This window comes from Martinezella lusitana, assembly GCF_014207095.1.
GTDB lineage: Bacteria > Pseudomonadota > Alphaproteobacteria > Rhizobiales > Rhizobiaceae > Rhizobium > Rhizobium lusitanum_B.
Map to the genome: position 1 here is coordinate 26,781 of NZ_JACHBG010000016.1, position 22,728 is coordinate 49,508.

The following is a 22,728-nucleotide window of genomic DNA, read 5'->3' on the forward strand; positions in this document are numbered from 1 at the left end:
GGTCGCAGCGGCACCGTCCAAATGATACTGCGAAGCCACGTGTGTCGTCGACCCTCTAGGGACTAGTCTCTCCAGCTCGTGTACCCTTGATACAACAGGTAGAAGTTCGGCACTCGCTTTGCCGCTTTCTCCAAGGCGCAACTGAGGCATCAACGCTGGATATGCGGCAACGGTGTTCCACGGCGATCTTCTAATACTTTCAATCGTATAGGATGTGATCAAGGCGGGGCTGTGGTTCAAAATCCCATCAAGAGCTTAAGAACGCAGCGGCGTGGTGCGCACGGAAATCTTCTTTAGACTTTGTAATTCGTATGCATTACAATCGGTTTTTCAGCTGGAGATAACTATGGCTTCGAACGCACTCGTTCAAACTCGCATTGATGCTGAGGTTCGAGATCGCGCCTCTGCGGTGCTTGAAAGGATGGGTCTTACGGTGTCGGACGCAGTTCGTATCCTACTCACCCGGACGGCGAACGAGGGAGCATTACCGCTCGAACTTGTGTCAGGCAGCGAAGCTCACGATGCTTGGTTTCGCAGTAAGGTCCTTGAAGCGCTGAACGACACGCGACCGGATGTTCCGGATGATGAAGTCGAGGCTCATTTCGAGAAACGGCGAGCGGCAGCGCGCCTTAAAGCGGCGGCCCACAAGTCGTGAGGCTTACCTGATCAGCGTTTGCGTTATCAGATCGAGACGCCATCTTCACCTTTATCGAGGCGGATAATCCCTTAGCTGCGGTCATGATCGACGAACGGATCGTCGCGGCCGCTCGTCGCTTAATGGATTTTCCCGCGAGTGGTCGTGTTGGCAGAATTGCCGGACGCGCGAACTGGTGTTCAACGGTACTCCATACGTCGCAGCTTATGCTGTAACGCAATCGGCTGTTCGTATTCTCCGCATACTTCATGGCGCGCAGGAATGGCCAGACACTATTCCAACCAGCTAGGCTTCCAACTCGTGTCTGGGCCAATGGGTCGCCAGTTCGATTCCCATCAGGAGCAATATTGGCAGCCACATCGTAAATGTGGTCAAGGTAACAACGTGATGGGATCCGAAGCTAAGTTCGTTTATAACGAGCCATGCTCTCAGATGTCGGTACTGCGTCCTTCGATGCGAGCTAAGACCCGATCCAACGCCGACACCAGTGTGGCGTGCCCACCCTTCGTCTCAAAATCCGACAGGACCTGCTCATTCAGCCCGCCTTTCGTTGCGAATTCTTCGCTGAGCGTATGAAACGAATGGACGTGTCCTTCATTGGCCCGCAGTGCGAGGCTCTCAAACAGCGGCGCAATATAAGCTTGCCCCTTTGATCGATCGAGCCCGTTGTTTTCCAGCCAGTCGGTCGTCCACTCCATGACCCCGAAGAAGGTCGACATCATGGCGCTGGCAGCAGCAAGAAGATCATATTCCTTTCGGGATTCGCATTGAACAGCCGTGCCAAGCGTGTCGAACAGGGCAGCTATTTCAGGATTGGGAGGGCAAATGGCTGTCACGCCCCGGCGATCTGCGACGAAAGGCAAGGGGATCGCCTGTACTAGATCTATCTCCGCCCTGATCCAGTCGAGCAGGTTTTGCCGCTCCATCGTGGCGATGACGCTGACGATGCGTTGTTCATTCCTGAAACGGAGCGCGCGTATCACCTCTTCGGCGATCTGCGGACGTATGGCGAGGACCACAATGTCGCAGTGATCGACCACTGTCTGGTTGTCTGCTGCCACGGTGACGTCGTCGAATTTGGCGGCAAGCCTTGCTGCAATGTCCGCGTTGCGGGGCGAGACATAGACCTTAGAGACATGTGCCGGCTCGGCCAGGAGGCCGTGCACCATAGCTTCGGCGATCGCACCGGTTCCGACAAAGCCTATCGTTTTCATATCTGCCATCTACTCCGCAGCCCGCGCGGGTCCGAGCGGGACATCGGTGGTATAGTTCTCGCGCATGAAATTGATGAAGTTATCCTGGAATTGGCGCGTATGAGCATGGGCGAGTTCATCTGCCAGGTCGACGTTCCTATCCCGAATTGCCTCCAGCATCAGGCTATGCTCGTCCGTGAGGAGATACCCCTCGTGGGTGCGTTCCAGATATTCGAAATGCAGGTGCAGCATGCGCTGACCCTGCGACAGGAGCTTCTCATAGAAAGATGCCAGATAGTGGTTCTTTCCCGCATAGGCAATCGCCATGTGGAATTCCTTGTTCGCCTCCGACATCGCCAGATGATTTCCGACTTTCACGGCGGTCGCAAATGCCTTTTCCCGTTTGGCAATCAGCTTGAGGTCGGTATCGGTTCGAAGCGCCGCCGCCAGGCGCGTGTTCATCCGCTGGGCGATGTCGAGCGCCTCCACATACTTCGGAAAGCTTCCCACTTCGATGGGCGCGACGATCGTGCTGCGGTTGGATAATGTCACGACGAGTTCGTCCGCGCCCAGGCGGATCAAGGCTTCGCGCACCGGCGATCGAGACATGTCGAAGCGCTCGGCCAGGGTTGTTTCATCGAGAAGCTGACCCGGCGGCAGGGTGAGGGCGAGGATCTCGTTGCGCAGCGTTTCATAGACGCTTTTCCAGCCGGTTCCCCGGACCCGTTTCACTTCAGTCTCGTCAGACACTTAAGTCCCTTTCATTCGCATATATGACATTGGGCCAGAAAAACAGCGTGTCGGCAATCTTAATTTTTTCGCTTGACTTTGTCGACACGGTGTTGACATAAATTTGCCAGTCGACACGCAGCCGACAGGAAAATTGAAAAGAAACGGCTAAAGCCGACGAGTGGAACCGCGCTTCGCGCACAGCAAAAGAGGAATGCCGATGCTTTCGAAGTTGATCACGTCCGCCTTGCGGGCGTTGCCCGCGCTCGCCCTTATGGCAGGTGTTTCCGCAACCAGTGCCCATGCCCAGACCGCCGACGGCTATTGGCAAGGCGTGCAGAAGGCCGGTGTCTTGAGGTGCGGCGCGGCGGTCGCTCCGCCCTACGTCATGCGCGACCCGGCAACAGGCGAATATTCGGGTTTCTTTGCCGATCTCTGCAAGGAATTCGCCGAGGTTCTCAAGGTGAAGCCGCAGTTCGTCGATACGACCTGGGACAATATCGTTGCCGGTCTTCAGGCCGGAAAATGGGACGTCTCACTGGCACTGAACCGGACGGCGACCCGCGCCATGGCCGTCCAGTTCTCGATCCCGGCGATGGAGTATCAGATCTCGCTCGCCTACAATAAGAGCAATCCGAAGATCCCGGCGACGGCAGTCTCCGTCGCCGACATCGACAACACTGGCGTCACGATCGCGGTCATGTCCGGAACTGCCCAGGACAAGGCGATCTCTGCGGCGGTGAAGAGCGCGACCATCATGCGCCTTCCGGGCAATGATGAGACGCGGCTGGCCCTGACCTCGAAGCGAGCCGACATCTTGGTCGACGCCTCAGATACCAACCAGCTTCTGACCCAGGCAAACCCCGATTGGGCCGTAGCGCTGAACCCGAAGCCAGCCCTTGCCAAGCAAGGCGTCTCCTTCGGACTGCCGCACAACATGTCGGCTTCAGACGTCGAAGTTGCAAACATATTTCTCGAGGAGAAGGTTGCCACCGGTCACGTCGACGAACTCATCCGCAAGGCCGTCGACGAAGTCCTCAAGGGAGCAAAGTAAGTCCCGTCCGGCGTCGGCGCTTTGTCGCCGACGCATTCTCTCGCTTTTAAGACAAACCGAGATCGGCCATGACCATGTCTTTTAGCCTTCCCCTCGTTAAAATGCAGGCGCTCCACAAGAGCTACGGCAATGGAGCCGTCCAGGTGCTGAAAGGCATCGACATCGAAATGAAGCCTGGCGAACGCGTCGTGGTCATTGGCCCGAGCGGCGGCGGCAAGAGCACGCTGCTCCGGGTGATGATGGGCCTCGAGCAGATAGACCGCGGCGCGATCAGCTTTGATGGGAAAGCGTATATTTCGTCCAAAGGCCTCGGCAGGAAAACGCTGATAGACACCGAAGTCCGCCGGTCGATCGGCATGGTCTTTCAGCACTACACGCTCTTTCCGCATCTGAACGTCATGCAAAACCTCGTTCTTGCACCCTGCAAGGTCCGTGGGGAAGCCAAGGCGCAGGCCGTGAACCGGGCTCAGGCTCTCCTTGAACGGTTCGGTCTGGGAACGAAGGCCACGGCCTATCCAGCCCAGCTCTCCGGTGGCCAGAAGCAGCGCGTCGCCATCGCCCGCGCCCTGATGCTGGATCCGAAGCTGATGCTCTTCGACGAGGTCACATCGGCGCTCGACCCGGAGCTTGTCAGCGAGGTCGAACAGGTGATCCTTCAGCTGGCATCGCAGAACATGCCGATGATGATCGTGACCCATGACATGTGGTTTGCGAGGAACATCGCCTCACGCGTGATCTTCTGTGCCGGCGGCGTTGTCGTTGAGGACGGTCCTCCCGAGCAGGTGCTCGGTTCTCCCCGGGAGGAACGCACCAAGGAATTCATCGACCGCGTTTTCCATATCAAACAGCAGGGGGCGGTTGCGTGAGCTACGCCTTCGACTTCAACGCCGTATCGATCGCGCCGCTCCTGCAAGGCCTCTGGGTTTCCCTGGAATTGACGGCCGCGGCCAATGTCATCGGTATCGTTTTTGGCTTTGGATTGGCTCTTCTGATCATGAGTCCCCCCAGGCCGGTCCGCCTGCCATTCGTGCTGTTCGTCGAATTCTTCCGCTGTACGCCGGCCATCGTTCAGATCGTCTGGATCTTCTACTGCGTCCCGATGATCTTCGACGTCTTCCTAGATCCGATCACCATGGGGGTTCTGGCGCTCGGATTGAACCTCATGGCGTTCAACGCCGAAGCCTATCGAGCAGCGATACAGGCGGTTCCGCGCGAACAGCTCGATGCGGGCATCGCGCTCGGTTTGTCGCCGTTGCAGCGCGTGCTCTACATCGTCTTCCCGACCGCATTCCGTGCCTCGATCCCCATCCTGCTGACGAACGGCATCGTTATCTTCCAGCAGAGTGCGTTGGTCGCGATCGTCGCGATCCAGGATCTCATGTACCAGGGAAAGACGCTTGCGACGGAAACGTACCGACCGATCGAGACATTCACGGTCGTCGCGCTCATCTATTTCGCCGTATCCTTCCCGATCACGCAGATCGTCGGCTTCCTTGAACGCCGCCGGCAACTTCTCGTCAGCTAGGAGGCCACGATGACACTCGATTTCTCGATCCTTCTCCGCTTCGAGCATGCGCTTTTGCTCGGCCTTTGGATGACGATCAAATTGACGCTCATCTGCATTGTGCTCGGATGCTCCCTCGGCTTTCTGGTGGGTCTCGCCAGAACCTCCGGCAACGTCGCGATGCGGGCTGTTTCCAGCATCTATGTCGAGTTCTTTCGCGGGACGCCGGTGCTCATCCAGCTCTTCTGGATCTTCTTCTGCCTGCCTCTGCTGCTCGGTGTCGAGCTGTCGAACCTCGCATCGGGTGTGATTGCGCTGACCCTGTATATGGGTGCGATCACCAGCGAGACTTTTCGCGCAAGTCTGAGGTCGATTGGATCGGAGCAGCTGGACGCCTGTGTTGCGCTCGGACTCCCGCGGAATATCCAGATCGTCAACGTCGTGCTTCCACAGGCCGTCCTGCGCGCGATCCCGACGCTGCTTTCGAACTGCGTCAGCCTGTTCAAGGAAAGCGCCCTGGTTTCGGCCGTCGGCATGGCCGATCTGATGTTCGTCGGCCAGAACATCTCGAACAATACAGCGCGCCCCGTCGAGGTGCTGACCGTTGTCGCGCTGATCTATTTCGTCATCGCATTTCCGCTGACGCGAGCCGTCTCGCTCACCGAGGCGCGCATACTGAAGAAACTCGCCCTCTAAACGCAATTGCCTCACATACAGGAGACTTCCATGAAACTGTCCGGCGTCATGCCCGCGCTCATCACCCCCTTCGACGCGAACGGCAGGGTCGATTTCAAGGCCTTCGAAAAGCATCTGACTGCGCTGCGCGCCGCCGGTGTGACCGGATGGGTGCCCATGGGGTCGACAGGTGAATATTCCGCAATGTCGAACCCGGAACGTGACGATGTGCTGCGCTTCGTCAAGGACTTCGCCAGAGAAGGCGAGGCCCTGATTGCCGGCACGAATGCGCCGGCAACCCGCGAAGTCATCGAGAATACGCTTCGGGCCAAGGAGATCGGCTACGACACCGTCTTGTTGGCGACGCCTTTCTACACGCGCCCAACACAGGACGAACTGCTCGCGCATTTTCGCCGGGTGCTCCAGGCGACCGATATCAACCTCGTTCTCTACAGCTATCCCTATAAGGATGGCATCGAGATAGGATTCGACATCCTCGATGCGCTCGCCGACGACCCTCGCGTTCTCGGTATCAAGGAAAGCTCTGGTTCCCTGCAGCGCGCGGTCGATATCCACTCCCGCTACAATGGGCGTATCGACTTGATCTCCGGCTCTGACGACATTGCTCTCGACTTCATGTTCTGGGGCGCCGATGCCTGGATCTGCGGGCCTGCCAACTGCATGGCAAAGGCCTGCGTCGATCTCGATCGAACCTTCCGCTCGGGCGATCTCGCAAGTGCGCGCGAGAAGATGATCGTGCTCTATCGCGCGATGAACATCCTCGAGAGCGGCAAGTTCGTGCAGAAGGTCAAGTATGGCTGCGAGCTTCAGGGCCTGCCGGTCGGCAACAGCCGTGCGCCGCTCGGCGAACTGACGGCCGATGAGAAGGCTGAGTTCAAGACTGCCATGCAGCCGATCCTGAACTGGTAAAGGATGAGGGCGGCAAGACCGCTCCGCCCCTTAAGCAAGCATGAGGTCGTCATGACATCTACCGTGGTCGTGGGAGCCGGAATCATCGGCGTCGCCATCGCATACGAGCTTCAGCGTCGCGGCAGGGTCGTCACGCTTCTGGACAGGAATGCGCCGGGCACCGGTGCTTCCTTCGGCAACATGGCAAGTATCGCCGTCACCGAATTCATGCCGGCCTCGCGGCCGGGCATTTGGGCGCAGATGCCGAAGTGGATGCTCGATCCGGAAGGGCCGGTGCGCATCCGGCCATCCTATATGCCGAGGCTGATGCCGTGGTTCGTTCGTTTTCTGGCGGCAAGCCGGCCATCGAAGCTCCGCGCCCTGGAAGCCGCGGGGGCAGCGCTCTGCAGGCGCGTCCACGAGGATCTGGACGCTCTGCTTGCGGAGACCGCGTTAAGGCACATGTTGAGCAAGGAAGGCTGCCTCAGTCTTTACACTGACGATGCGGAATTCCGCGCCGATCGGGAGCATATCGAGATCCTGGATCGCTTCGGTTTCCGCTATGAGGTAATTGGCGCCAACGCGATACGCGATCTGGAACCCGCCCTGACGACGAAAATCGGAAAGGCCGTCCTCTTTCCCGACAACCGCTCGATAGCCGACCCTCACAAACTCGTGGTCGCCATCGCGGATAAGTTTCAGGCGCTCGGCGGCTCCGTGGACCAGGGTGAAGCGGTTGGATTCGAGCATGGCGAAAGCGATATATCCGCCGTGGTGCTTCGAGATGGACGAAAGATCGTCGCGGATGAGGTCGTTCTGGCTGCGGGCGCTTTCACGGGACGTCTTTCGAGGGCGGTCGGTGAGCCCATACCGCTTGAAACCGAGCGCGGTTATCACACCCAGATCACGGAGCCGGGGATCGCCATGCGCCACTCCGTCATCTGGCCGGCGAGAGCCTTCATGGTAACACCCACAGCCGGCGGGATCCGGGTCGGCGGGACCGTGGAGATGGCGGGCCTTGATGCACCGCCGGACTATCGTCGCGCCAAGGTGCTGGTGAAACGGGCGAGGGAGGCGTTGCCGGAGCTGCAGGCCCACCGAGCGTCGGAATGGATGGGCCACCGCCCCGCCTTGCCGGATACCGTGCCCATGATCGGGCCGTCCTCGAGGCGAAAAAACCTTTGGTATGCTACCGGCCACGGCCATCTCGGGCTGACTTACGCGGCGACAACAGGCCGGCTGATGGCCGATCTCGTCACGGGCGTCCAGCCGCCCGTGGACATGAAACCCTATCGCGTCGACCGCTTTTGAGCCGGCCGCCATTCCGAAAGCAAGGAATTTGACATGCGCACAGAATTGTACATCGACGGCAAATGGGTGAAGCCGGTCGGGGGCGGGACCTGCCTCGTGATCAATCCTGCCACAGAGGAGACGATCCAGACGATCGCGGCTGCGACGGCCGAAGACGTCGACGCGGCGGTGAAGGCGGCTCGCCGTGCCTTCGACCGGGACGGTTGGCCAAAGCTGACCGGTGCCGAGCGCGCGAAATATCTTCGCGCCATCGCAGAGGGCATTCGTGCCCGGCAATCCGAAATTGCCCGCCTGGAAGTCCTGGACAATGGCAAGCCTTTCCCCGAAGCGGACTGGGATGTCGCCGACGCGGCGGGCTGCTTCGATTTTTATGCCGGACTTGCCGAACAACTCGACAACAATCCTGAAGAACCGATCGCCTTGGCCGACGATCGCTTCACGTCGAAAGCGGTCAGGGAGGCTATTGGCGTTGCAGGCGCCATCATTCCCTGGAACTATCCGCTGCTGATGGCGGCTTGGAAGGTCGCTCCGGCGCTGGCGGCCGGATGCACCGTCGTCCTCAAGCCTGCCGAGCTGACATCCCTTACCGCTCTCGAACTCGCCGCCATTGCCGACGAGGCCGGATTGCCGCCGGGCGTCCTCAATATCGTCACCGGCGCCGGATCGGTGGCTGGTCAGGCGATCATCGATCACAAGGGGGTCGACAAGCTGGCCTTTACCGGCTCCGGCCCCGTCGGCTCGAAGATCATGGCCGCAGCCGCCCGCGACATCAAACGCGTCAGCCTTGAGCTCGGCGGCAAGTCGCCCTTCGTCGTCTTCGAGGATGCCGACATAGATCAGGCCGTCGAATGGATCATGTTCGGCATCTTCTGGAACCAGGGGCAGGTCTGCTCCGCGACCTCGCGCGTTCTCGTTCACGAGGCAATCTATCAGCGCCTGCTCGCCCGTCTGATAGAGGAAACGGGCAGGATCACGATCGGCAATGGCCTCGATGAAGGCGTGCTGCTCGGCCCGCTGGTCTCCAAGCGCCAATACGAGCAGGTCATTGCCGCAATCGAAGCCGCCCGCAACGCAGGCGCGACCGTCGCCTGCGGAGGTATCCGTCCGGAAGGGTTCGACAAGGGCTACTTTCTCCGGCCGACCGTCCTGACCGATGTTCCGCTCGACAGCGATGCATGGGTCGAGGAGATCTTCGGCCCCGTCGTCTGCATGCGGTCCTTCAAGACGGAGGAGGAGGCGATCGAACTTGCCAACAGCTCCCGTTTCGGTCTCGCCGCCGCCGTCATGTCCAAGGATGACGTCCGCGCCGAGCGGGTGGCCGCAGCTTTCCGGGCCGGCATCGTCTGGATCAACTGCTCGCAGCCGACATTCACCGAGGCACCCTGGGGAGGCTACAAGGAATCCGGCATCGGTCGCGAACTCGGTCGCTGGGGCCTGGATAACTACCTGGAGACCAAGCAGATCACCAAATACGTCACCGACAAGCCATGGGGCTGGTACATCAAGTAGGAGATTGCGTCGATGCGTTTCGAGAAATCGCTTGAGCTGCTGCTCGTCCATTGCCAAGGCGAACTCGGCCATGTGCTTGTCGGCGGCGCGCCGGAGATCCCCGGCGCAACCATGCTGGACAAGATGAACCATATCAACACGGTCGATGACAGCCTCCGGCGCTTCGTCACTTTCGAACCGCGTGCCAACGTCGCGATGTCAGTCAATCTCCTGCTGCCGCCGATCCGATCTGACGCCGATGCTGGCTTCATCGTGCTCCAGGCAGATCGGGCACATCCCATGTCGGGGAGCAACTGCATCTGTGTCGTTACGGCGTTGCTTGAAAGCGGCAGGGTGCAGATGCAGGAGCCGGAAACCACCGTTCGCCTCGACACGCCCGCCGGGCTGGTCGTCGCTCGCGCGAGGTGTAAGGGTGGCCGCTGCCTGAGCGTCAGTCTCGACAATGTGCCAAGCTTCGCAGAGCTGCTCGATCATGAGATCGATACGCCGGCATGGGGGCGGATCAAGCTCGATATCGCTTTCGGCGGCGTCTATTATGCGCTCGTTGACGTCCGTCAGATCGGGCTTGCCATCGAACCCGGCAATGCCCGCGCTCTTGCCGAGGCCGGTATCGAGCTCAAGCGGCTTCTTGTGGATCAGGTCGAGGTCAGGCATCCAACGCTGCCGGGGATCGACGAAATTGCCTATGTCATGTTTCGCGACAGCGAAGCGGACGGTGCCATCCGTACCTGCACGACGCTGCAGCCGGGCAGGGTGGACCGCTCGCCCTGCGGAACGGGCAGCTCCGCCAATCTGGCGAGCTTGCATGCACGCGGGACCGTATCCGTGGGCGACAGCCGCACGTCGCGCTCCATCATCGGTGGCGAGTTCCAGGCGCAAGCGATCGGCGAGACCGAAATCGGCGGGCGGCGAGCAGTGCTGCCGCGTATCACGGGCCGTGGGTATGTCTATGGCCGTACCGAACTTCGCATCGCGGACGACGAGCCGTTTGCCACGGGGTTCGCCCTATCCGACACCTGGGGACCGCAGGTCGATCTGCTGAAATGAGGAGGAGCACATGAGCAAGCCGCTTGAGGGTCAATCGATCCTTGTCACCGGTGCATCAGGTGGGATCGGCGCTGCCATTGTCGAGCGCCTCGCCGCCGAAGGCGCCCGCGTGGCCATTCACTATGGACGGGACAGGGAAAAAGCACGCGACCTTCTCGATCGCATCGGTGGACGGGGCTGGATCATCCAGGCGGATTTGTCGAGGCCCGAAGGCCCATTCGAACTGTGGGCGAGGGCGATAGATGCGGCGGGGCGCGTGCATGCGCTGGTAAACAACGCCGGCATCCGCACGGAGATAACGATCGACGCTACGGCTGATGACTGGCGGGCTGCATGGCAGAAAGAGTTCCAGGTCAACTTCTTCGCGGCGGCAGATCTTTCCAAGGAGGCCATCCGGCATTTCAAGGCAAACGGCGGAGGCCGCATCGTCAACATGGCAAGCCGTGCCGGCCAGCGTGGCTATGCCGCCGATGCCATGCCCTATGGCGCGACGAAGGCTGCTCTTGTCAATCTGACGAAATCGATCGCCAGAAGTTTTGGCGCCAACGGCGTGACGGCGGTGGCGGTCGCGCCCGGCTGGGTGAGAACCGACATGGCCGAAGACTTCGTCGCGAAGCACGGGAAGAGCGCTGCGGTCGCTGACATACCGATCGGTGAAATGGCGGAGCCGTCGGAGGTCGCCGAACTTGTCGCCTTCGTTCTGCGTCCCACGCAGGCCTCGCTCAACGGAGCGACGCTCGACGTCAACGGCGGCAGCTATATCAGGTAAACAAGGGGAGCCTCTCATGAAGCGTTTTGAAGAAAAGGTCGCTGTCGTCACCGGTGCGGGCGGCGGTATCGGATCGGCAATCGCCCGTCGCCTGTCCGCAGAAGGAGCGCTCGTCGTCGTCACCGACGTGAATGCCGAGGCTGCCGCACAGGTCGTTAGGGATATCGAGGCCGAAGGCGGTGCCGCGACCATGATTGCCGCCGACATTTCGAAGAAAGACCCCTGCTACGCGCTTGTCGAGCAGGCATTCGCTCTTCGTGGCCGCGTCGACGTCCTCGTCAACAATGCCGGCATCAATCGGCGCGGAAGCCTTCTGTCTCTTTCCGACGAGGACTGGGAAGACAGCTTCACCGTCAACCTCGATTCCATGTTCCATCTCTGCCGCGCGGCCCTGCCGCATATGATTGCAGCCGGCGGCGGGGCGATCGTCAACACGGCGTCCCAATGGGGACTTTATCCGGCTCCCAACCACATCGCCTACAACACCACGAAGGCGGCGGTTGCGGCTTTCACGCAAAACCTGGCTCGAGACTACGCGCCAGACAAGGTAAGGGTAAATGCCGTCTGCCCGGGGGAAATTCATACGCCGATGCTGGAGGCGGGCGTCAGGCGATCGGGCCGCACCATCGCCGATCTCGATAGGTTGGTGCCCTATGGTCGTATCGGCAAGCCGGACGAGGTTGCCGCGCTGGTCGCATTCCTGGCGTCAGACGAAGCCGCATTCATGTGTGGATCGCTGGTCGAGATCACCGGAGCACAGGCGGTGGCTTAGAACGTTAACAATCCCGAATCTGCGTCCGGTACGCCTTACATCGCGAATTTATACGCTGCGCCAAAATAGTTTACGGAGCGCCGGTTCGATTCCGCTCAAGAGCAGTCAATTGCAGCTTCCGTAAGTAGTCTCAGTTCAACGATAGCGGTCTCGTTGTGTTTTTTATCCGCTCGAGAATATGTTCGGCGAGACCTTTACGGAGCCCATTCTGGTTGAAACTTGCCCCGGGCGGTGAGGTCGCGTCAAGCTCTTATCCCGCCATTTTAAGGTCCTTATGCTTCGTGCGGCAAAATTCGATCAACTGCTTTGAGGACATTGGTCGTGCCAGAGCGTAGCCCTGCAGCAAATGGCAACCGAGCTCTTTCAAGATCTTTGCATGCTCCATCGTCTCCACGCCTTCGGCGACGATGTCGATGTTCTGTGATCGGCCGATTTCGATAATCGACGAGACCAAGCGGCGCTGAGATGGAGATGTGATGATCGGGTTGATAATCTCCCGATCGATTTTAAGCCTTCGTGGCTCGAATCTAAGCAAACTAACGATACTGGCATGTCCGGTGCCGAAATCATCGATCTCGATTTCAATTCCGAGCTCTTTGACGGCCGGAATTACCTCATTGAGAACGGGTTGAAGATCGTCGAAGGAGATTGTTTCAAGCAGCTCAAAACACAGGCGACCCTTGGCCACATGAAGCTCAGACAGTTCGGCAAGCAGATTTGCGTGCGCCAGTCGACGCGTTGAAATATTGACCGAGACGCGCGGGATGCGCATTCCCAGACTGTCCCATCTTGTAAGCTCGAACAGGGCCTTTTGCAGGATCAGCCTATCCATATCGCCGGAACGTCCCAAATTTTCCGCGACAGTGAGAAAGTTATCCGGTGTAAGCAGACCTTTTTGTGGATGGTCCCAACGGGCAAGTGTCTCGACGCCGGCGATATCCAATGTGTCTGCATGAAACTGTGGCTGAAAGAATGCGACCAGTTCATCGCGGTCGAGCGCATGATTGAATTCGTCCGCTAATTCCTTCGTATGGATTGCGGCGCTGCGAAGCCCCTCGGTGAAAATGGCCGTCCGGCCGCGGCCCGTCTTCTTCGCTTCGTATAGAGCCAAGTCGGCATTGAGACGCAGGTGACTGAGGTCCTGTGCAGGTTCAGTCTCCCATGCGACGCCGACGCTTGCTCCAACCACACATTCTGAGCCATCAACGAATATAGGCTGCTTGAGTGTATCGACAATCTGTTGGGCCAATTCGGTTGCCTTAGGCACGGGATGGGCGCTCCAGCTAGCGAAAATGAACTCGTCTCCACCGATCCGGGCCGCTACGTCGTTGGGGCCGGCCAATTTGACAAGGCGTGAAGCCGCCGCCTGCAAAACCGTATCACCTCCGGCATGCCCTTTCGTGTCGTTGATCTCCTTAAATCGATCCAGGTCGATATGAAGCAGTATCAGGTAGCTTTCTGGACCGGGCCTCGGCGATAGCGAGATCATCCGGTCAATGAATCGGCGATTGGGAAGCCCCGTTAATGCGTCATGCAATGACAGGTATTCGAGCCTTTGCCGTGCTCGAACGAGCTTTTTCTTGTGAAGCCGAAGTTTTTCAATGGTTTTTTGCCGTGATTTGGTCAGAAAGCCTACCCAGACGATCGGCGCAACGACACACAAAGACAATAGGCAAGCATAGAGCTCAAAAGTGGCAATGTCGCTGTTTTGGCCCCATCCGCCCTTAGGCACTGCAACAAGGGTCCATCGGCCATAAGCCATATCAACGGATGCCACGACCGGATTCTTCGAAAAACTTTCCAGGTCGCCGAAAAAAACTTGTTTGGCCAACCTCGGTTCCGGTACATCGCTGATGGCGATCTCAAGGTCGGTTGATCCAAGGCCGCTATCCTGGTAGAGCCTCGGTATGTCTATGACTCCAGAAACAAGACCCCAAAAGATCTGGCTCGTTCCATCTTTGATATAAACCGGGCACCTGGCCACGAAAGCCGTTCCGCCCTGGGCGAGGTCCACGGGGCCTGCCAGGACGATGTTGTGGGTATTCCGCGCCAGCATTGCACTACCCCGTTGCTTTTCGTTCGTTCGATAGTCGAGTCCGATCGCCTTTTCGTTTTCTTTCTCTGGATAAACCCACTTGACCACCATGCCGGGGGCTGCGGCGAAGCTTTGCAACTGTGAATCCGGCTGCAAAATCTCCGCGGCGAGTTTGGAAAATGCATTCTGGTCCATCGCCGGGTTGACTGCGATACCCGCTGACAGGCCTTGCAGCAACTTCACATTGCTGTTGAGGTTCGTCTGAAGCCGAGACGATATGGTGGCGAGCTCACCGGCCGCTACGGAGCGTTCGTCGGCTAGTGATTGCTCCAGCCGCCAGTTCGTTGCGACATACACGACAACGACCGCAATAGTTGCCGCAAATATTGCCGGTGCAAATGCGCTAATATAGCTTGCTGCAGGACTCGCGAAGCCGCGCAATATTTTTGGTTTTCGTCGAAACGTCATCAGATTGCCGGTATAGGGACAAGCCTGCACAGTCACACAGTTTCTTTAAAGCAACACTAAAGTCCATCATCGTTGGCGTTGGCAGCGTTGCATTCGGCCGTCGAGAACAGAAAGCTTCCGCCAGGCTGCATTCATCCCACGGATCGCGGGATGCCAATACGCAAGTGAGACCTATCGACGAGCGCTCGATGCCGCTGGTCGAAGATCCTCAAATGGGGAGCTAGCGCTGGCGATGGTTGTTTCTGGATGCATCGGGTAATTTAGACCCATAACCGTCTGGCAAGAAGAGGTGCAGTGAAACCCGAACACATCACTGTGCAATATTTCGTTTTGATCAATTATAACTTGAAAATAACCTGAATTATGATTTCTCTATTTTGTGCTTTAGGAGCGACCCAAGTGTACTTCCATTGCCGCCGCGTACTTGATGAGCCTTGGGCCGATCGTAAGTGAGGGCGAGGGCTTTCGCACGATGGTATCCGACCGAAATTTCAGCCAGCAATGCACAACCGGTAACCGAGGGGCAGCAAAATGAAAATAACTTTACGCCGAGTAGGGCTGGCTGTAGCTGCCATTGTAGTTTTCATCGTGTTGTGGAGTTCATTCTGCTTATTTGTGTACGGCGCATGGGTTCCAACCACGCCTGAACCGCATGAATGTAAACAGGCTGAGAGAGTCATCTCAGAAGCGAAAGACTTTGCCGCTCAAAGTGAGGACGCGCTTGCACGGCTACAACTTATTTGTGCGATAAAAAGAGCGAACCAATGGTATTACCAAAATGCGAAGATCAATCAGATACTCTACTCGAGTGGGACCTTGTCGATAATTTTTCTATCGTTTTTTACGGCACTCCTCATCGCGGCAGAGGCGTCAAAAAAATCAGAGAAATGGCGTATCTTAACGTTGTCCTTGCCCCTATTGTCTACCGCTGTTGCCACGACGATGAGCCAATTTCATTTCCAGGAATCCTGGGAGTTGAGAGAAAATGGCAGGATTGCAGCAGAGGACCTGCTGGCGAGAACGGAGATGTTACCTATCTCGAAGGCGGAATTTTCTTCAGCAATTGCCGACATTCGTCAGAATTTAGTTGACCTTCAAAAAAGTCAGGCATCGCGATACTTCGCATATCGATTTACACCAAGTGATAATCCGCAAATTGGCGGCAATGCTGACGATAGCGACAAGGGCAAGAGCTCCGAAGCCAGCGCCCAGTCGATGAGACCAAAATAGGACAGAGCCGGAACGGTGGTTGTACATCAACGAGCGTGCCGAGGGGCTGAGCCCTTAGCCATTTATGAGCAGTGTGAGCATGCACGCACAAAAGCGGCGTCAACCTCTGCGGCTTTCACCGCTATGTCGCCAGCCTTTTCCGAAAAATCGAAACAGTCACGGCCAGCAGAACGCCAACCGATCGGAAATTCCGTCGCAAATGACGGACTTGGTTCTTTGCCTGGACCTTCGGGGTTCTCCTAAGCGGACTTTACCGCATCCCATACAGTTTGCTTGACCGCTGACTCACTCGCGTAAAAGTGAAGTTCACCGATACTTTGTGCGTTTGCTGCGGCTACATACGCGTTGAGATCCTTCGCGGTCGTGGAGCCGAGTTCACCACCCATGGGAACGATTTTCGCGACTGCGGCACCCGTCTTCTTCCATCGATCGATCCCGACGTTGTAGTTATCGGCCGGGTCGCCATGACCGATAATTCCCTCAGTGGAGCGCCAGTACGATTGGGGCAAGTAGACATCGGCCCGCTCGAAGAAGGCGGACCAGGGGATGTTCGGAAAGCAGAACTTGGCCAGATAATGCGAGGTTACACCCAGGCGCAGATCGGGACCGGCGGCCCGAAGCGTGTTCATAAAGTCTGCAGCAAGGCCGGCAAGCCCCGGGCGATCCCAGTCATAGGGTTTTCCCGGCGCGCCTTCCGGGTCCACGAAATAGCCGTCCAAGCCGTAATTGCCGAACAGATCGGCTATCTTTGCTGCCTCTTTCATGCAGGCGTCCGTTTGTGACGAAGGCCATCGCCACCCGTAAACCTTTAGGCCGGCTCCATGGAATTTCGCAATTGCAGTCGCAAGGTTATTGTCGCTCCGGATAGCCACGGCCGTGGCTCCGACGTCTATCGCTTTTGCATAAAAGTCGTCCAGCCTGTCGTAGTTGACAACCCAAAGTACCTTCGATTTGGCAGCCATCGTACCGTCCCCCTAATGGCGATTAACATCGTTGAAAAGGCATCGGATCAGCTGGTCGCGGCTACGCCTGGCGTGAGGTCAGCGGTCAGCTTGTCGTAGAAGATCCTCGTCATCTTCCGGAAGCCGAGGTAGCCCGGGTGCAGTTCATTTGCCCAATCCTCAGGCTTGAGCACGCCCTGCGTTTCCATCACGTGGAAATTGTTTTTCTTGTCAGCCTCCAGCCTCTTCAACATCGTCCGGAATTCTGTCAGCGCTTGCTTTGCGATGCGTGTGCCGTCAGCGACAGACCAGCCGCAGAAATCAAGCGACGGTTTGAGCCACGGCCCCGCACATGATGGGTGAACGCCATTTGGTATCGGGAAGTCATAGCAGTGCCCATAGATCGGTACGCCTGGCGCATAACGGTTCCTGAGTTCGAACAGCGCCAGATAGCATCCCTCCACGGCTCCGAGAGCCTTGGAAAAGCGATCATCGTTAAGCCCCGTCGCCTTACCATCATTGAAGTCGAGGAAAATGCAGAACTGGTCGCCGGCTATGTCGTTGCCGCCCGCCGAAATTAAGATGGCATCGGGCTTTCCTCCGATCCAGTTCGATTTGTCCCTGAGCGCCGTGATCATTCGCTCCTGTTTTGGCAGTGACATCTCATCGACGGCGGCATCTCCGCGATGAGCGAGATTCAAGACGGTAGGTGGAACGGTTCCATAGTGCCGAAGCTGGGCGATGATATCGGTGTCCTGCAAGGGCAGTCCATTGCCGGTCAAGGGATAGTCGTACCAGGAATCGCCGTTGGCAAGCATGATCAGCGGGCGCGCCAGTGGCGCCGTCCGGGCAAGAGTTTTGGCTGCGTCGGACGCTGACGCTATTCGCGCGACATTGGCCTGATGGACAAGCGTCCGCTGCGCGATGTCGCTTTCGATGCGATCATTCAATTGCTGCTGCTGAAATTCCTCTTCCGCCATGATAGTATGCTCCGATTCAAGGGTAAGCCGTTGGCACTAGGGGTCAATCACCGGTAACGGGGGCGCAGTAGTCGGTGAATGCCTTGACCCTTTGCAGGTATTTCTGAGCGCGTGGTCCGCTGCCATTGTAGCTTTTAATGGCCTGCCAGAGATCGCCATTCGTGCTCTGAAGCTTGGCATCAAGTTCAAGGCAGCATCGTGAGAGGCAAGTATCGAAGTCGTACCATTGCTTCTGTCGGAAGAACGCCTCGTCGCCGGTTATCGAGTTTTGAAGGTCATATTGAAAAAGCCCATATCCCTTGTAGACCCATTGCTTGTCATGGAAGCCTCGCAGGCGCCTGGTCTTGTTGGCTTCCTCGATAAGCATGTCAGTGAATCCGTCGCCGAACCGCTGACGGAACTGTGCAGTATTTTGTGGAAAAACCGAGCGGGGGGAAGTGGGGTCGTCGCCGCTTGCATCGAACACGCATCGTGCCACGATCTCGTCGACCGAATGGCTGCCGACCCAGGCCAGCCAGTAGCATGCAGACTCCTGGCATACGAGTGCACAAAGATGCTTCATCCTATACGCCTTGCCCTGAACGGCGGCTGCCAGCTTGGACGCGAAATTATCCATCATCCACTGAGCGCATTTCACCGCCTGCGCAGGCGTTATAGGCAAATCCAGCGCCAAGCCTGGCGGTGTGGCAAGGACATGCGTCATCGCAAGAGGCGTGTGTGTCTGCTGGGCCATAGGCTCACCGCTGATAACGATCCTTGCATTTGAAATCTCGGTATCGGTGTCTTGTTGGAATGCTGCCGGACAGAAATCATGGAGGCTATCGATAAGCGCTATGACCCTTTGGCGTGAATCCCAGAAGTCGATTTCATCGGAAGCTGCCAGTTGCTTTGTCGGGTTGAGACATCCGATGCTTGAGAGATACAAATTCGGCGGATGTGCCGGATGGATGAGAATCCCGTCCCTATTTCCCGTTTGTTCGAGGAGCACGGCGGGCATGGGAAGCGCGCCGGGATGGCTTTGATCGGTTGAATATCCGATCGTCACATATCTACCGAACTGGGTCGACAGATTATATGTGCCCGCCTGGATACGTTTGCCGCTTTTCTTCGTCTTGTTGTCGCTTGGTCCAATGCACTCGCACATATGCCCTGAGAGGCCCGCAATCGCGTTTCCGTCAATGAAGACCTGATAGTCGCCATAAGTTCTTTGGAGACCGTCGTGTTGTTGAACGGATTGTCTTTCGAGCCGAAGTTCCCACATGGCAGACATCCGACTTCCCCCAATAGATTTGCCAGCTTGACGGTAGGAAATGAAACAGCACAAATTCGCGCCGACGCGAAACGGTTAGTTCCGCGCCCCTTGCGTAGTTCTGGCATGCGTTAATTTAGACAGACACCAACCAATACTGAGGCGTTGGTCAAGCGCCGCAATACAGCTCGTATTTCTATTGAATTTTTCCAATCACGGATAGAATTAAACCATATTTAAATGTTCGCGCAAGACGTATTGTTGTTTCCAGGTGGTTGTAATGAAGCTTACAGTGATCTCTTTGACTTTCACTAACCGCGCCCCGACCTGATCGACTAAGAGATGGGGCCACATGAGTTCAGCTCTGTCGACCATCGAAAATCTGTGGCTGTCTTGGAAGCTCGCGCATCAAAAGAAGCGAATTCTTGGGGCGTTGGTGCGCGGACCATTAATGGCATTGGGGTAGGTGGTCGGCAATCGCAATAACCGGTCTTTCGCAACGATGCCTTTCAAACACAACGCCTCCCGCCGCCACGCCATCGCATCGGCAAGATGAAGTTTACGCTGACGAACTGGACGGAATATCAGCCCGGTCTTCTTCGACGCGGTAGTCTGACGCTGTGGATCACGGCGGAGGCCCTGTCGTGCTGGCAGGCGCCGAAGCGCACGACACGCGGTGGCGAGCCACGCTATTCCGATCTGGCGATCGAGACTGCTTTGACGCTGGGATTAGTTTTTGGCCTGCGTCTGCGTCAGACCGAAGGCTTTGTGCCGTCGGTGCTGAAGCTGATCGGCCTGGACCTCGCTGTTCCCGATCACACGACGCTGAGCCGGAGGGCAAGCAAACCGAGAGCGCCAAAGAAGCTGCAGGTGTTTCATCTCCCGGAAACGGGGTCCGTCCACGTCGTCGTCGACAGCACAGGCTTGCAGATCTACGGTGCAAGCCAATGGCTGGAAGAAAAGTATGCAACCAAATCTCGTCGGGGCTGGCGCAAGCTGCACCTGGCGCTGGATGCCGACAGCGGCGACATTATCGCACAGGTCATGACCGATCAGGATGCCGGCGACGCCTCTCAAGCTGAGCCGCTGCTCGACCAGATCGACATGCCGATCCATCAATTCACGGCCGATGGCGCCTATGACGGAAACCCGACCTACGAGGCCGTCGCCGGACACAGTCCTCACGCAGCAGTCGTCATTCCGCCGCGCGCCAATGCGATAGAACGGCCAGACGCCGGTCCCTCCCGTCAAAGAGACCTCCACATTGCGGCGATAAGCGCCGATGGCCGGCTGGAGTGTCAGGTCGCTACCGGATATGGCAAGCGATCGCTGGTCGAGGCCGCGATCGGTCGGTACAAATCGATCATCGGCCGCCGGCTGCGGGTACGCTCCTTCAGCGCCCAGCAGACGGAGGTCGCCCCCGGCCGCGCCGTTCTCAATCGAATGCTGGAATGTGCACGCCCAAATTCTGTCCGCTAGGGACAAGCTACAGAGTAGCAAAGCCATCAAAGACAGAGATCCGCTTACACTGCGATCGCTGCACCAACGCCCTCTCTTGAGGGTGCTCGGGTCGGGTTTGGTCGGATTCACATCCTCCGAAAAAGAAATGAACAAGGCGCACGCCTCCATATTCGCTCGCGCGAACAGCCCCGCATTTCGTTGCGTTCCAATCGACTAACTGATCACCATGCCATCAAAGCAATCTATAATGGGCGAGAGATACACCTTGCCGGCTGGGATCTGGAACTCCGTGATGTACGTGAGCCATTTCTCGTTCGGTGCCTTTGCATGGAAGTCGCGGGTGATCAGGTTCTTAGGCGCAGGACTGATTTCTCCCAAGTACGAGCGAATGCTCAAGCGCCGCCTGCTTCCCAGCCTCAGAATATTTCGGCGCTCGAGCCACGCTGCGAACCCGCACGTCGAGATGCGGCTCGTACTCACGGTACCAACTCTTCAGGGCGTTCTTTGTGGGATAACCCAAGTGCCGGATAGTCGCCTTAACCCGCTTGCCGAGCTTGAGATAAAGCTCCACTGCGCGAAGTCTGTCTGCGTAGGAATACATGAACTACCTCCCGGTGGTCCAAGTTTTCGTCCGCACCCCCTACGGGTCAGAGCGTTGTGAAACCCGAGATTTGCTGGATTGGTTCGGGAATCAGGGCGCGTTTTGTTTCGTCAAACCGCCGTTGCTGGCACTATTTTCGATGTTGCGTGAATGCAGGAGGGTTTCTCTCCTTACTCTTTGGCTACGACGCCATATATTACAGAACATGGATATTCAGCGATCTATAGCGCCGCACTTGAGAGCTTGGCGTCGCATGTCGTCCGTTCTCGCTTTGATGCTGGCTTTGGTATCCGCATTAGGCCTTACCGCCTTGGCGACCCCGGCGGCGGAGCGCGTGGCCATCGTCGTGAAGATCAACGGCGCCATCGGCCCGGCAATGGCCGATTATGTGAAACGCGGCCTTGAACGGGCCGGCGAACGCGGCGCGGGCCTGGTTGTGCTGCAGATCGATACACCGGGCGGTCTCGACACGTCGATGCGAGGCATTATCCAGGCAATCCTCGCCTCACGCGTGCCTGTGGCCGGATTTGTCGCGCCGAGCGGGGCAAGGGCTGCCAGCGCCGGCACCTACATTCTTTACGCCAGCCACATCGCGGCCATGGCGCCTGGCACCAATCTCGGCGCGGCAACTCCGATTGCCATCAACGGCGGACCTTTCGGTGGCGGCGCGCAACCCGACAAAGGCACCTCGAATGCTCCGGATAGCACGCGGGGGCAGTCTCCCCACGATCCCGGCGAAGCGAAGGTTGTCAACGATGCGGTGGCCTATATTCGCGGCCTTGCCGAGTTGCGCAATCGCAACGCTGACTGGGCAGAACGGGCCGTGCGCGAAGCTGCAAGCCTTTCATCGAGCGCTGCCGTGCGCGAGCACGTAGTCGATTTCACGGCAGTGACGATCGAGGATCTTCTCAAACAGGCGCAGGGGCGCACGGTTCGGGTCGGCCAGACGGATGTCCAGCTCGATACCGTGGGTCTTGCCGTCGAGGAATTCGAGCCGGACTGGCGGACGCGTCTACTTTCCGTGATCACCGATCCGAACATTGCACTCATCCTCATGATGGTCGGCATCTACGGGCTGATCTTCGAATTTCTCGTCCCGGGGACATTCGTTCCCGGGACCGTCGGCGGCATCTGCCTACTGCTTGGTCTCTATGCCCTGGCATTGCTGCCGGTGAGCTACACCGGTATCGGACTGCTCATCCTCGGCATCGGACTAACCGTGGCTGAGGCACACTCTCCAACCTTCGGCGCACTCGGCATTGGCGGCGGGGTCGCGCTGGTGCTCGGTGCGGCCGTTCTGTTCGATACTGAAATACCCGGCCTGCAAGTGTCCTGGACCGCATTGGGCAGCCTTGCCGTTGCCAGCCTTCTTTTCAGCCTGCTCGTTGCCCGTGTCGCGTTCATTTCGCGCTGGCGGCAAGTCGTCACCGGCTCGGAGCAGATGATCGGTATCTCGGGCACGGTTGAAAGCTGGACAGACACGTCGGGTTACGTCATCGCGCACGGCGAGCGCTGGAAGGCGGCGTCTACCGAGACGTTCAGCCCGGGCGACGATGTCAAGGTAATCGGGCGAAGCGGGCTGACGCTGGAAGTCACGCGGCGCTCATAGGCGGCCTAACGGTCTTCGGAAACAGGA

At 58.0% G+C, this 22,728-nt stretch carries 19 protein-coding genes and 4 pseudogenes; 15 read left to right on the forward strand and 8 right to left on the reverse strand.

Features of this window, described 5'->3' with window-relative positions:
* The first annotated feature begins 346 nt into the window (after nucleotides 1-346).
* A complete protein-coding gene (locus GGD46_RS24505) occupies nucleotides 347-655 on the forward strand; it encodes a type II toxin-antitoxin system RelB/DinJ family antitoxin (RefSeq protein WP_184708884.1) in 309 nt (102 codons plus the stop codon).
* A 41-nt stretch (nucleotides 656-696) separates the two neighbouring features.
* Nucleotides 697-944 (forward strand): annotated as a pseudogene (locus tag GGD46_RS24510) (type II toxin-antitoxin system RelE/ParE family toxin).
* A 139-nt stretch (nucleotides 945-1,083) separates the two neighbouring features.
* On the opposite strand, the gene GGD46_RS24515 reads toward GGD46_RS24510, so the two are convergent.
* Together GGD46_RS24515 and GGD46_RS24520 are read right to left on the reverse strand one after the other, a co-directional pair.
* Nucleotides 1,084-1,878: a pyrroline-5-carboxylate reductase gene (locus GGD46_RS24515; RefSeq protein WP_409527711.1), complete on the reverse strand. Its 795-nt coding sequence runs from the start codon at nucleotides 1,876-1,878 to the stop codon at nucleotides 1,084-1,086.
* Complete coding sequence (locus tag GGD46_RS24520) at nucleotides 1,879-2,598, reverse strand: GntR family transcriptional regulator (protein ID WP_184708885.1); 720 nt, start codon at nucleotides 2,596-2,598, stop codon at nucleotides 1,879-1,881.
* 199 nt (nucleotides 2,599-2,797) lie between these two features.
* On the opposite strand from GGD46_RS24520, the gene GGD46_RS24525 reads away from it, so the two are divergent.
* From GGD46_RS24525 to GGD46_RS24570, 10 genes are all read left to right on the forward strand, one after another.
* Nucleotides 2,798-3,631, forward strand: a complete 834-nt coding sequence (locus tag GGD46_RS24525) for a substrate-binding periplasmic protein (protein ID WP_184708887.1) — start codon at nucleotides 2,798-2,800, stop codon at nucleotides 3,629-3,631.
* 68 nt (nucleotides 3,632-3,699) lie between these two features.
* Nucleotides 3,700-4,497, forward strand: a complete 798-nt coding sequence (locus GGD46_RS24530) for an amino acid ABC transporter ATP-binding protein (RefSeq protein ID WP_184708889.1) — start codon at nucleotides 3,700-3,702, stop codon at nucleotides 4,495-4,497.
* A complete protein-coding gene (locus GGD46_RS24535; RefSeq protein WP_184708891.1) occupies nucleotides 4,494-5,156 on the forward strand; it encodes an amino acid ABC transporter permease in 663 nt (220 codons plus the stop codon). The genes GGD46_RS24530 and GGD46_RS24535 overlap by 4 nt, the downstream gene beginning before the upstream one ends.
* Before the next feature lie 9 nt (nucleotides 5,157-5,165).
* Complete coding sequence (locus GGD46_RS24540; RefSeq protein WP_184708893.1) at nucleotides 5,166-5,831, forward strand: amino acid ABC transporter permease; 666 nt, start codon at nucleotides 5,166-5,168, stop codon at nucleotides 5,829-5,831.
* A gap of 30 nt (nucleotides 5,832-5,861) precedes the next feature.
* Nucleotides 5,862-6,740: a dihydrodipicolinate synthase family protein gene (locus GGD46_RS24545; protein ID WP_184708895.1), complete on the forward strand. Its 879-nt coding sequence runs from the start codon at nucleotides 5,862-5,864 to the stop codon at nucleotides 6,738-6,740.
* Nucleotides 6,741-6,791: 51 nt separating this feature from the next.
* Nucleotides 6,792-8,030, forward strand: a complete 1,239-nt coding sequence (locus GGD46_RS24550; protein WP_184708897.1) for an FAD-binding oxidoreductase — start codon at nucleotides 6,792-6,794, stop codon at nucleotides 8,028-8,030.
* A gap of 33 nt (nucleotides 8,031-8,063) precedes the next feature.
* Nucleotides 8,064-9,539 carry an aldehyde dehydrogenase family protein gene (locus GGD46_RS24555; protein WP_184708899.1) on the forward strand — a complete coding sequence of 492 codons (1,476 nt, stop codon included), beginning with the start codon at nucleotides 8,064-8,066 and terminating at the stop codon, nucleotides 9,537-9,539.
* Nucleotides 9,540-9,551: 12 nt separating this feature from the next.
* The gene (locus GGD46_RS24560) at nucleotides 9,552-10,586 is read left to right on the forward strand and encodes a proline racemase family protein (protein ID WP_184708901.1); all 1,035 of its coding nucleotides are present in this window, start codon (nucleotides 9,552-9,554) and stop codon (nucleotides 10,584-10,586) included.
* 10 nt (nucleotides 10,587-10,596) lie between these two features.
* On the forward strand, nucleotides 10,597-11,355 hold the full coding sequence (locus tag GGD46_RS24565; RefSeq protein WP_184708903.1) for an SDR family NAD(P)-dependent oxidoreductase: 759 nt from the start codon (nucleotides 10,597-10,599) through the stop codon (nucleotides 11,353-11,355).
* Between the two features lie 16 nt (nucleotides 11,356-11,371).
* Entirely contained in the window at nucleotides 11,372-12,127 is a 756-nt protein-coding gene (locus GGD46_RS24570) for an SDR family NAD(P)-dependent oxidoreductase (protein ID WP_184708905.1), read from the forward strand.
* Nucleotides 12,128-12,377: 250 nt separating this feature from the next.
* Here the strand turns inward: GGD46_RS24570 and GGD46_RS24575 are convergent, their stop codons facing one another.
* Complete coding sequence (locus GGD46_RS24575) at nucleotides 12,378-14,630, reverse strand: bifunctional diguanylate cyclase/phosphodiesterase (protein WP_184709051.1); 2,253 nt, start codon at nucleotides 14,628-14,630, stop codon at nucleotides 12,378-12,380.
* 531 nt (nucleotides 14,631-15,161) lie between these two features.
* Between GGD46_RS24575 and GGD46_RS24580 the strand changes: the two genes are divergently transcribed.
* Nucleotides 15,162-15,860: a DUF4231 domain-containing protein gene (locus tag GGD46_RS24580; protein ID WP_184708907.1), complete on the forward strand. Its 699-nt coding sequence runs from the start codon at nucleotides 15,162-15,164 to the stop codon at nucleotides 15,858-15,860.
* A gap of 239 nt (nucleotides 15,861-16,099) precedes the next feature.
* On the opposite strand, the gene GGD46_RS24585 is transcribed toward GGD46_RS24580, so the two are convergent.
* Genes GGD46_RS24585 through GGD46_RS24595 form a run of 3 tightly spaced genes read right to left on the reverse strand, consistent with a single transcriptional unit; the run spans nucleotide 16,100 to nucleotide 19,042 of the window.
* A complete protein-coding gene (locus GGD46_RS24585) occupies nucleotides 16,100-16,822 on the reverse strand; it encodes a hypothetical protein (protein WP_184708909.1) in 723 nt (240 codons plus the stop codon).
* A 47-nt stretch (nucleotides 16,823-16,869) separates the two neighbouring features.
* Nucleotides 16,870-17,781 carry an SGNH/GDSL hydrolase family protein gene (locus GGD46_RS24590; RefSeq protein ID WP_184708911.1) on the reverse strand — a complete coding sequence of 304 codons (912 nt, stop codon included), beginning with the start codon at nucleotides 17,779-17,781 and terminating at the stop codon, nucleotides 16,870-16,872.
* A 43-nt stretch (nucleotides 17,782-17,824) separates the two neighbouring features.
* Entirely contained in the window at nucleotides 17,825-19,042 is a 1,218-nt protein-coding gene (locus tag GGD46_RS24595; protein WP_246806461.1) for a peptidase S8/S53 subtilisin kexin sedolisin, read from the reverse strand.
* 490 nt (nucleotides 19,043-19,532) lie between these two features.
* Here GGD46_RS24595 and GGD46_RS24600 point away from each other — a divergent pair.
* A pseudogene (locus GGD46_RS24600) lies at nucleotides 19,533-20,509 on the forward strand (IS5 family transposase).
* Between the two features lie 198 nt (nucleotides 20,510-20,707).
* Here the strand turns inward: GGD46_RS24600 and GGD46_RS33955 are convergent.
* Together GGD46_RS33955 and GGD46_RS33960 are read right to left on the reverse strand one after the other, a co-directional pair.
* Nucleotides 20,708-20,881 (reverse strand): annotated as a pseudogene (locus GGD46_RS33955) (IS3 family transposase); the annotation flags it as partial.
* Nucleotides 20,880-21,092, reverse strand: a pseudogene (locus GGD46_RS33960) (IS3 family transposase); the annotation flags it as partial. The pseudogenes GGD46_RS33960 and GGD46_RS33955, both read right to left, overlap by 2 nt.
* Nucleotides 21,093-21,345: 253 nt before the next feature.
* On the opposite strand from GGD46_RS33960, the gene GGD46_RS24610 reads away from it, so the two are divergent.
* Nucleotides 21,346-22,701, forward strand: coding sequence for an NfeD family protein (locus GGD46_RS24610; RefSeq protein ID WP_184708917.1), 1,356 nt, complete (start codon nucleotides 21,346-21,348; stop codon nucleotides 22,699-22,701).
* The last annotated feature ends 27 nt before the right edge of the window (nucleotides 22,702-22,728 follow it).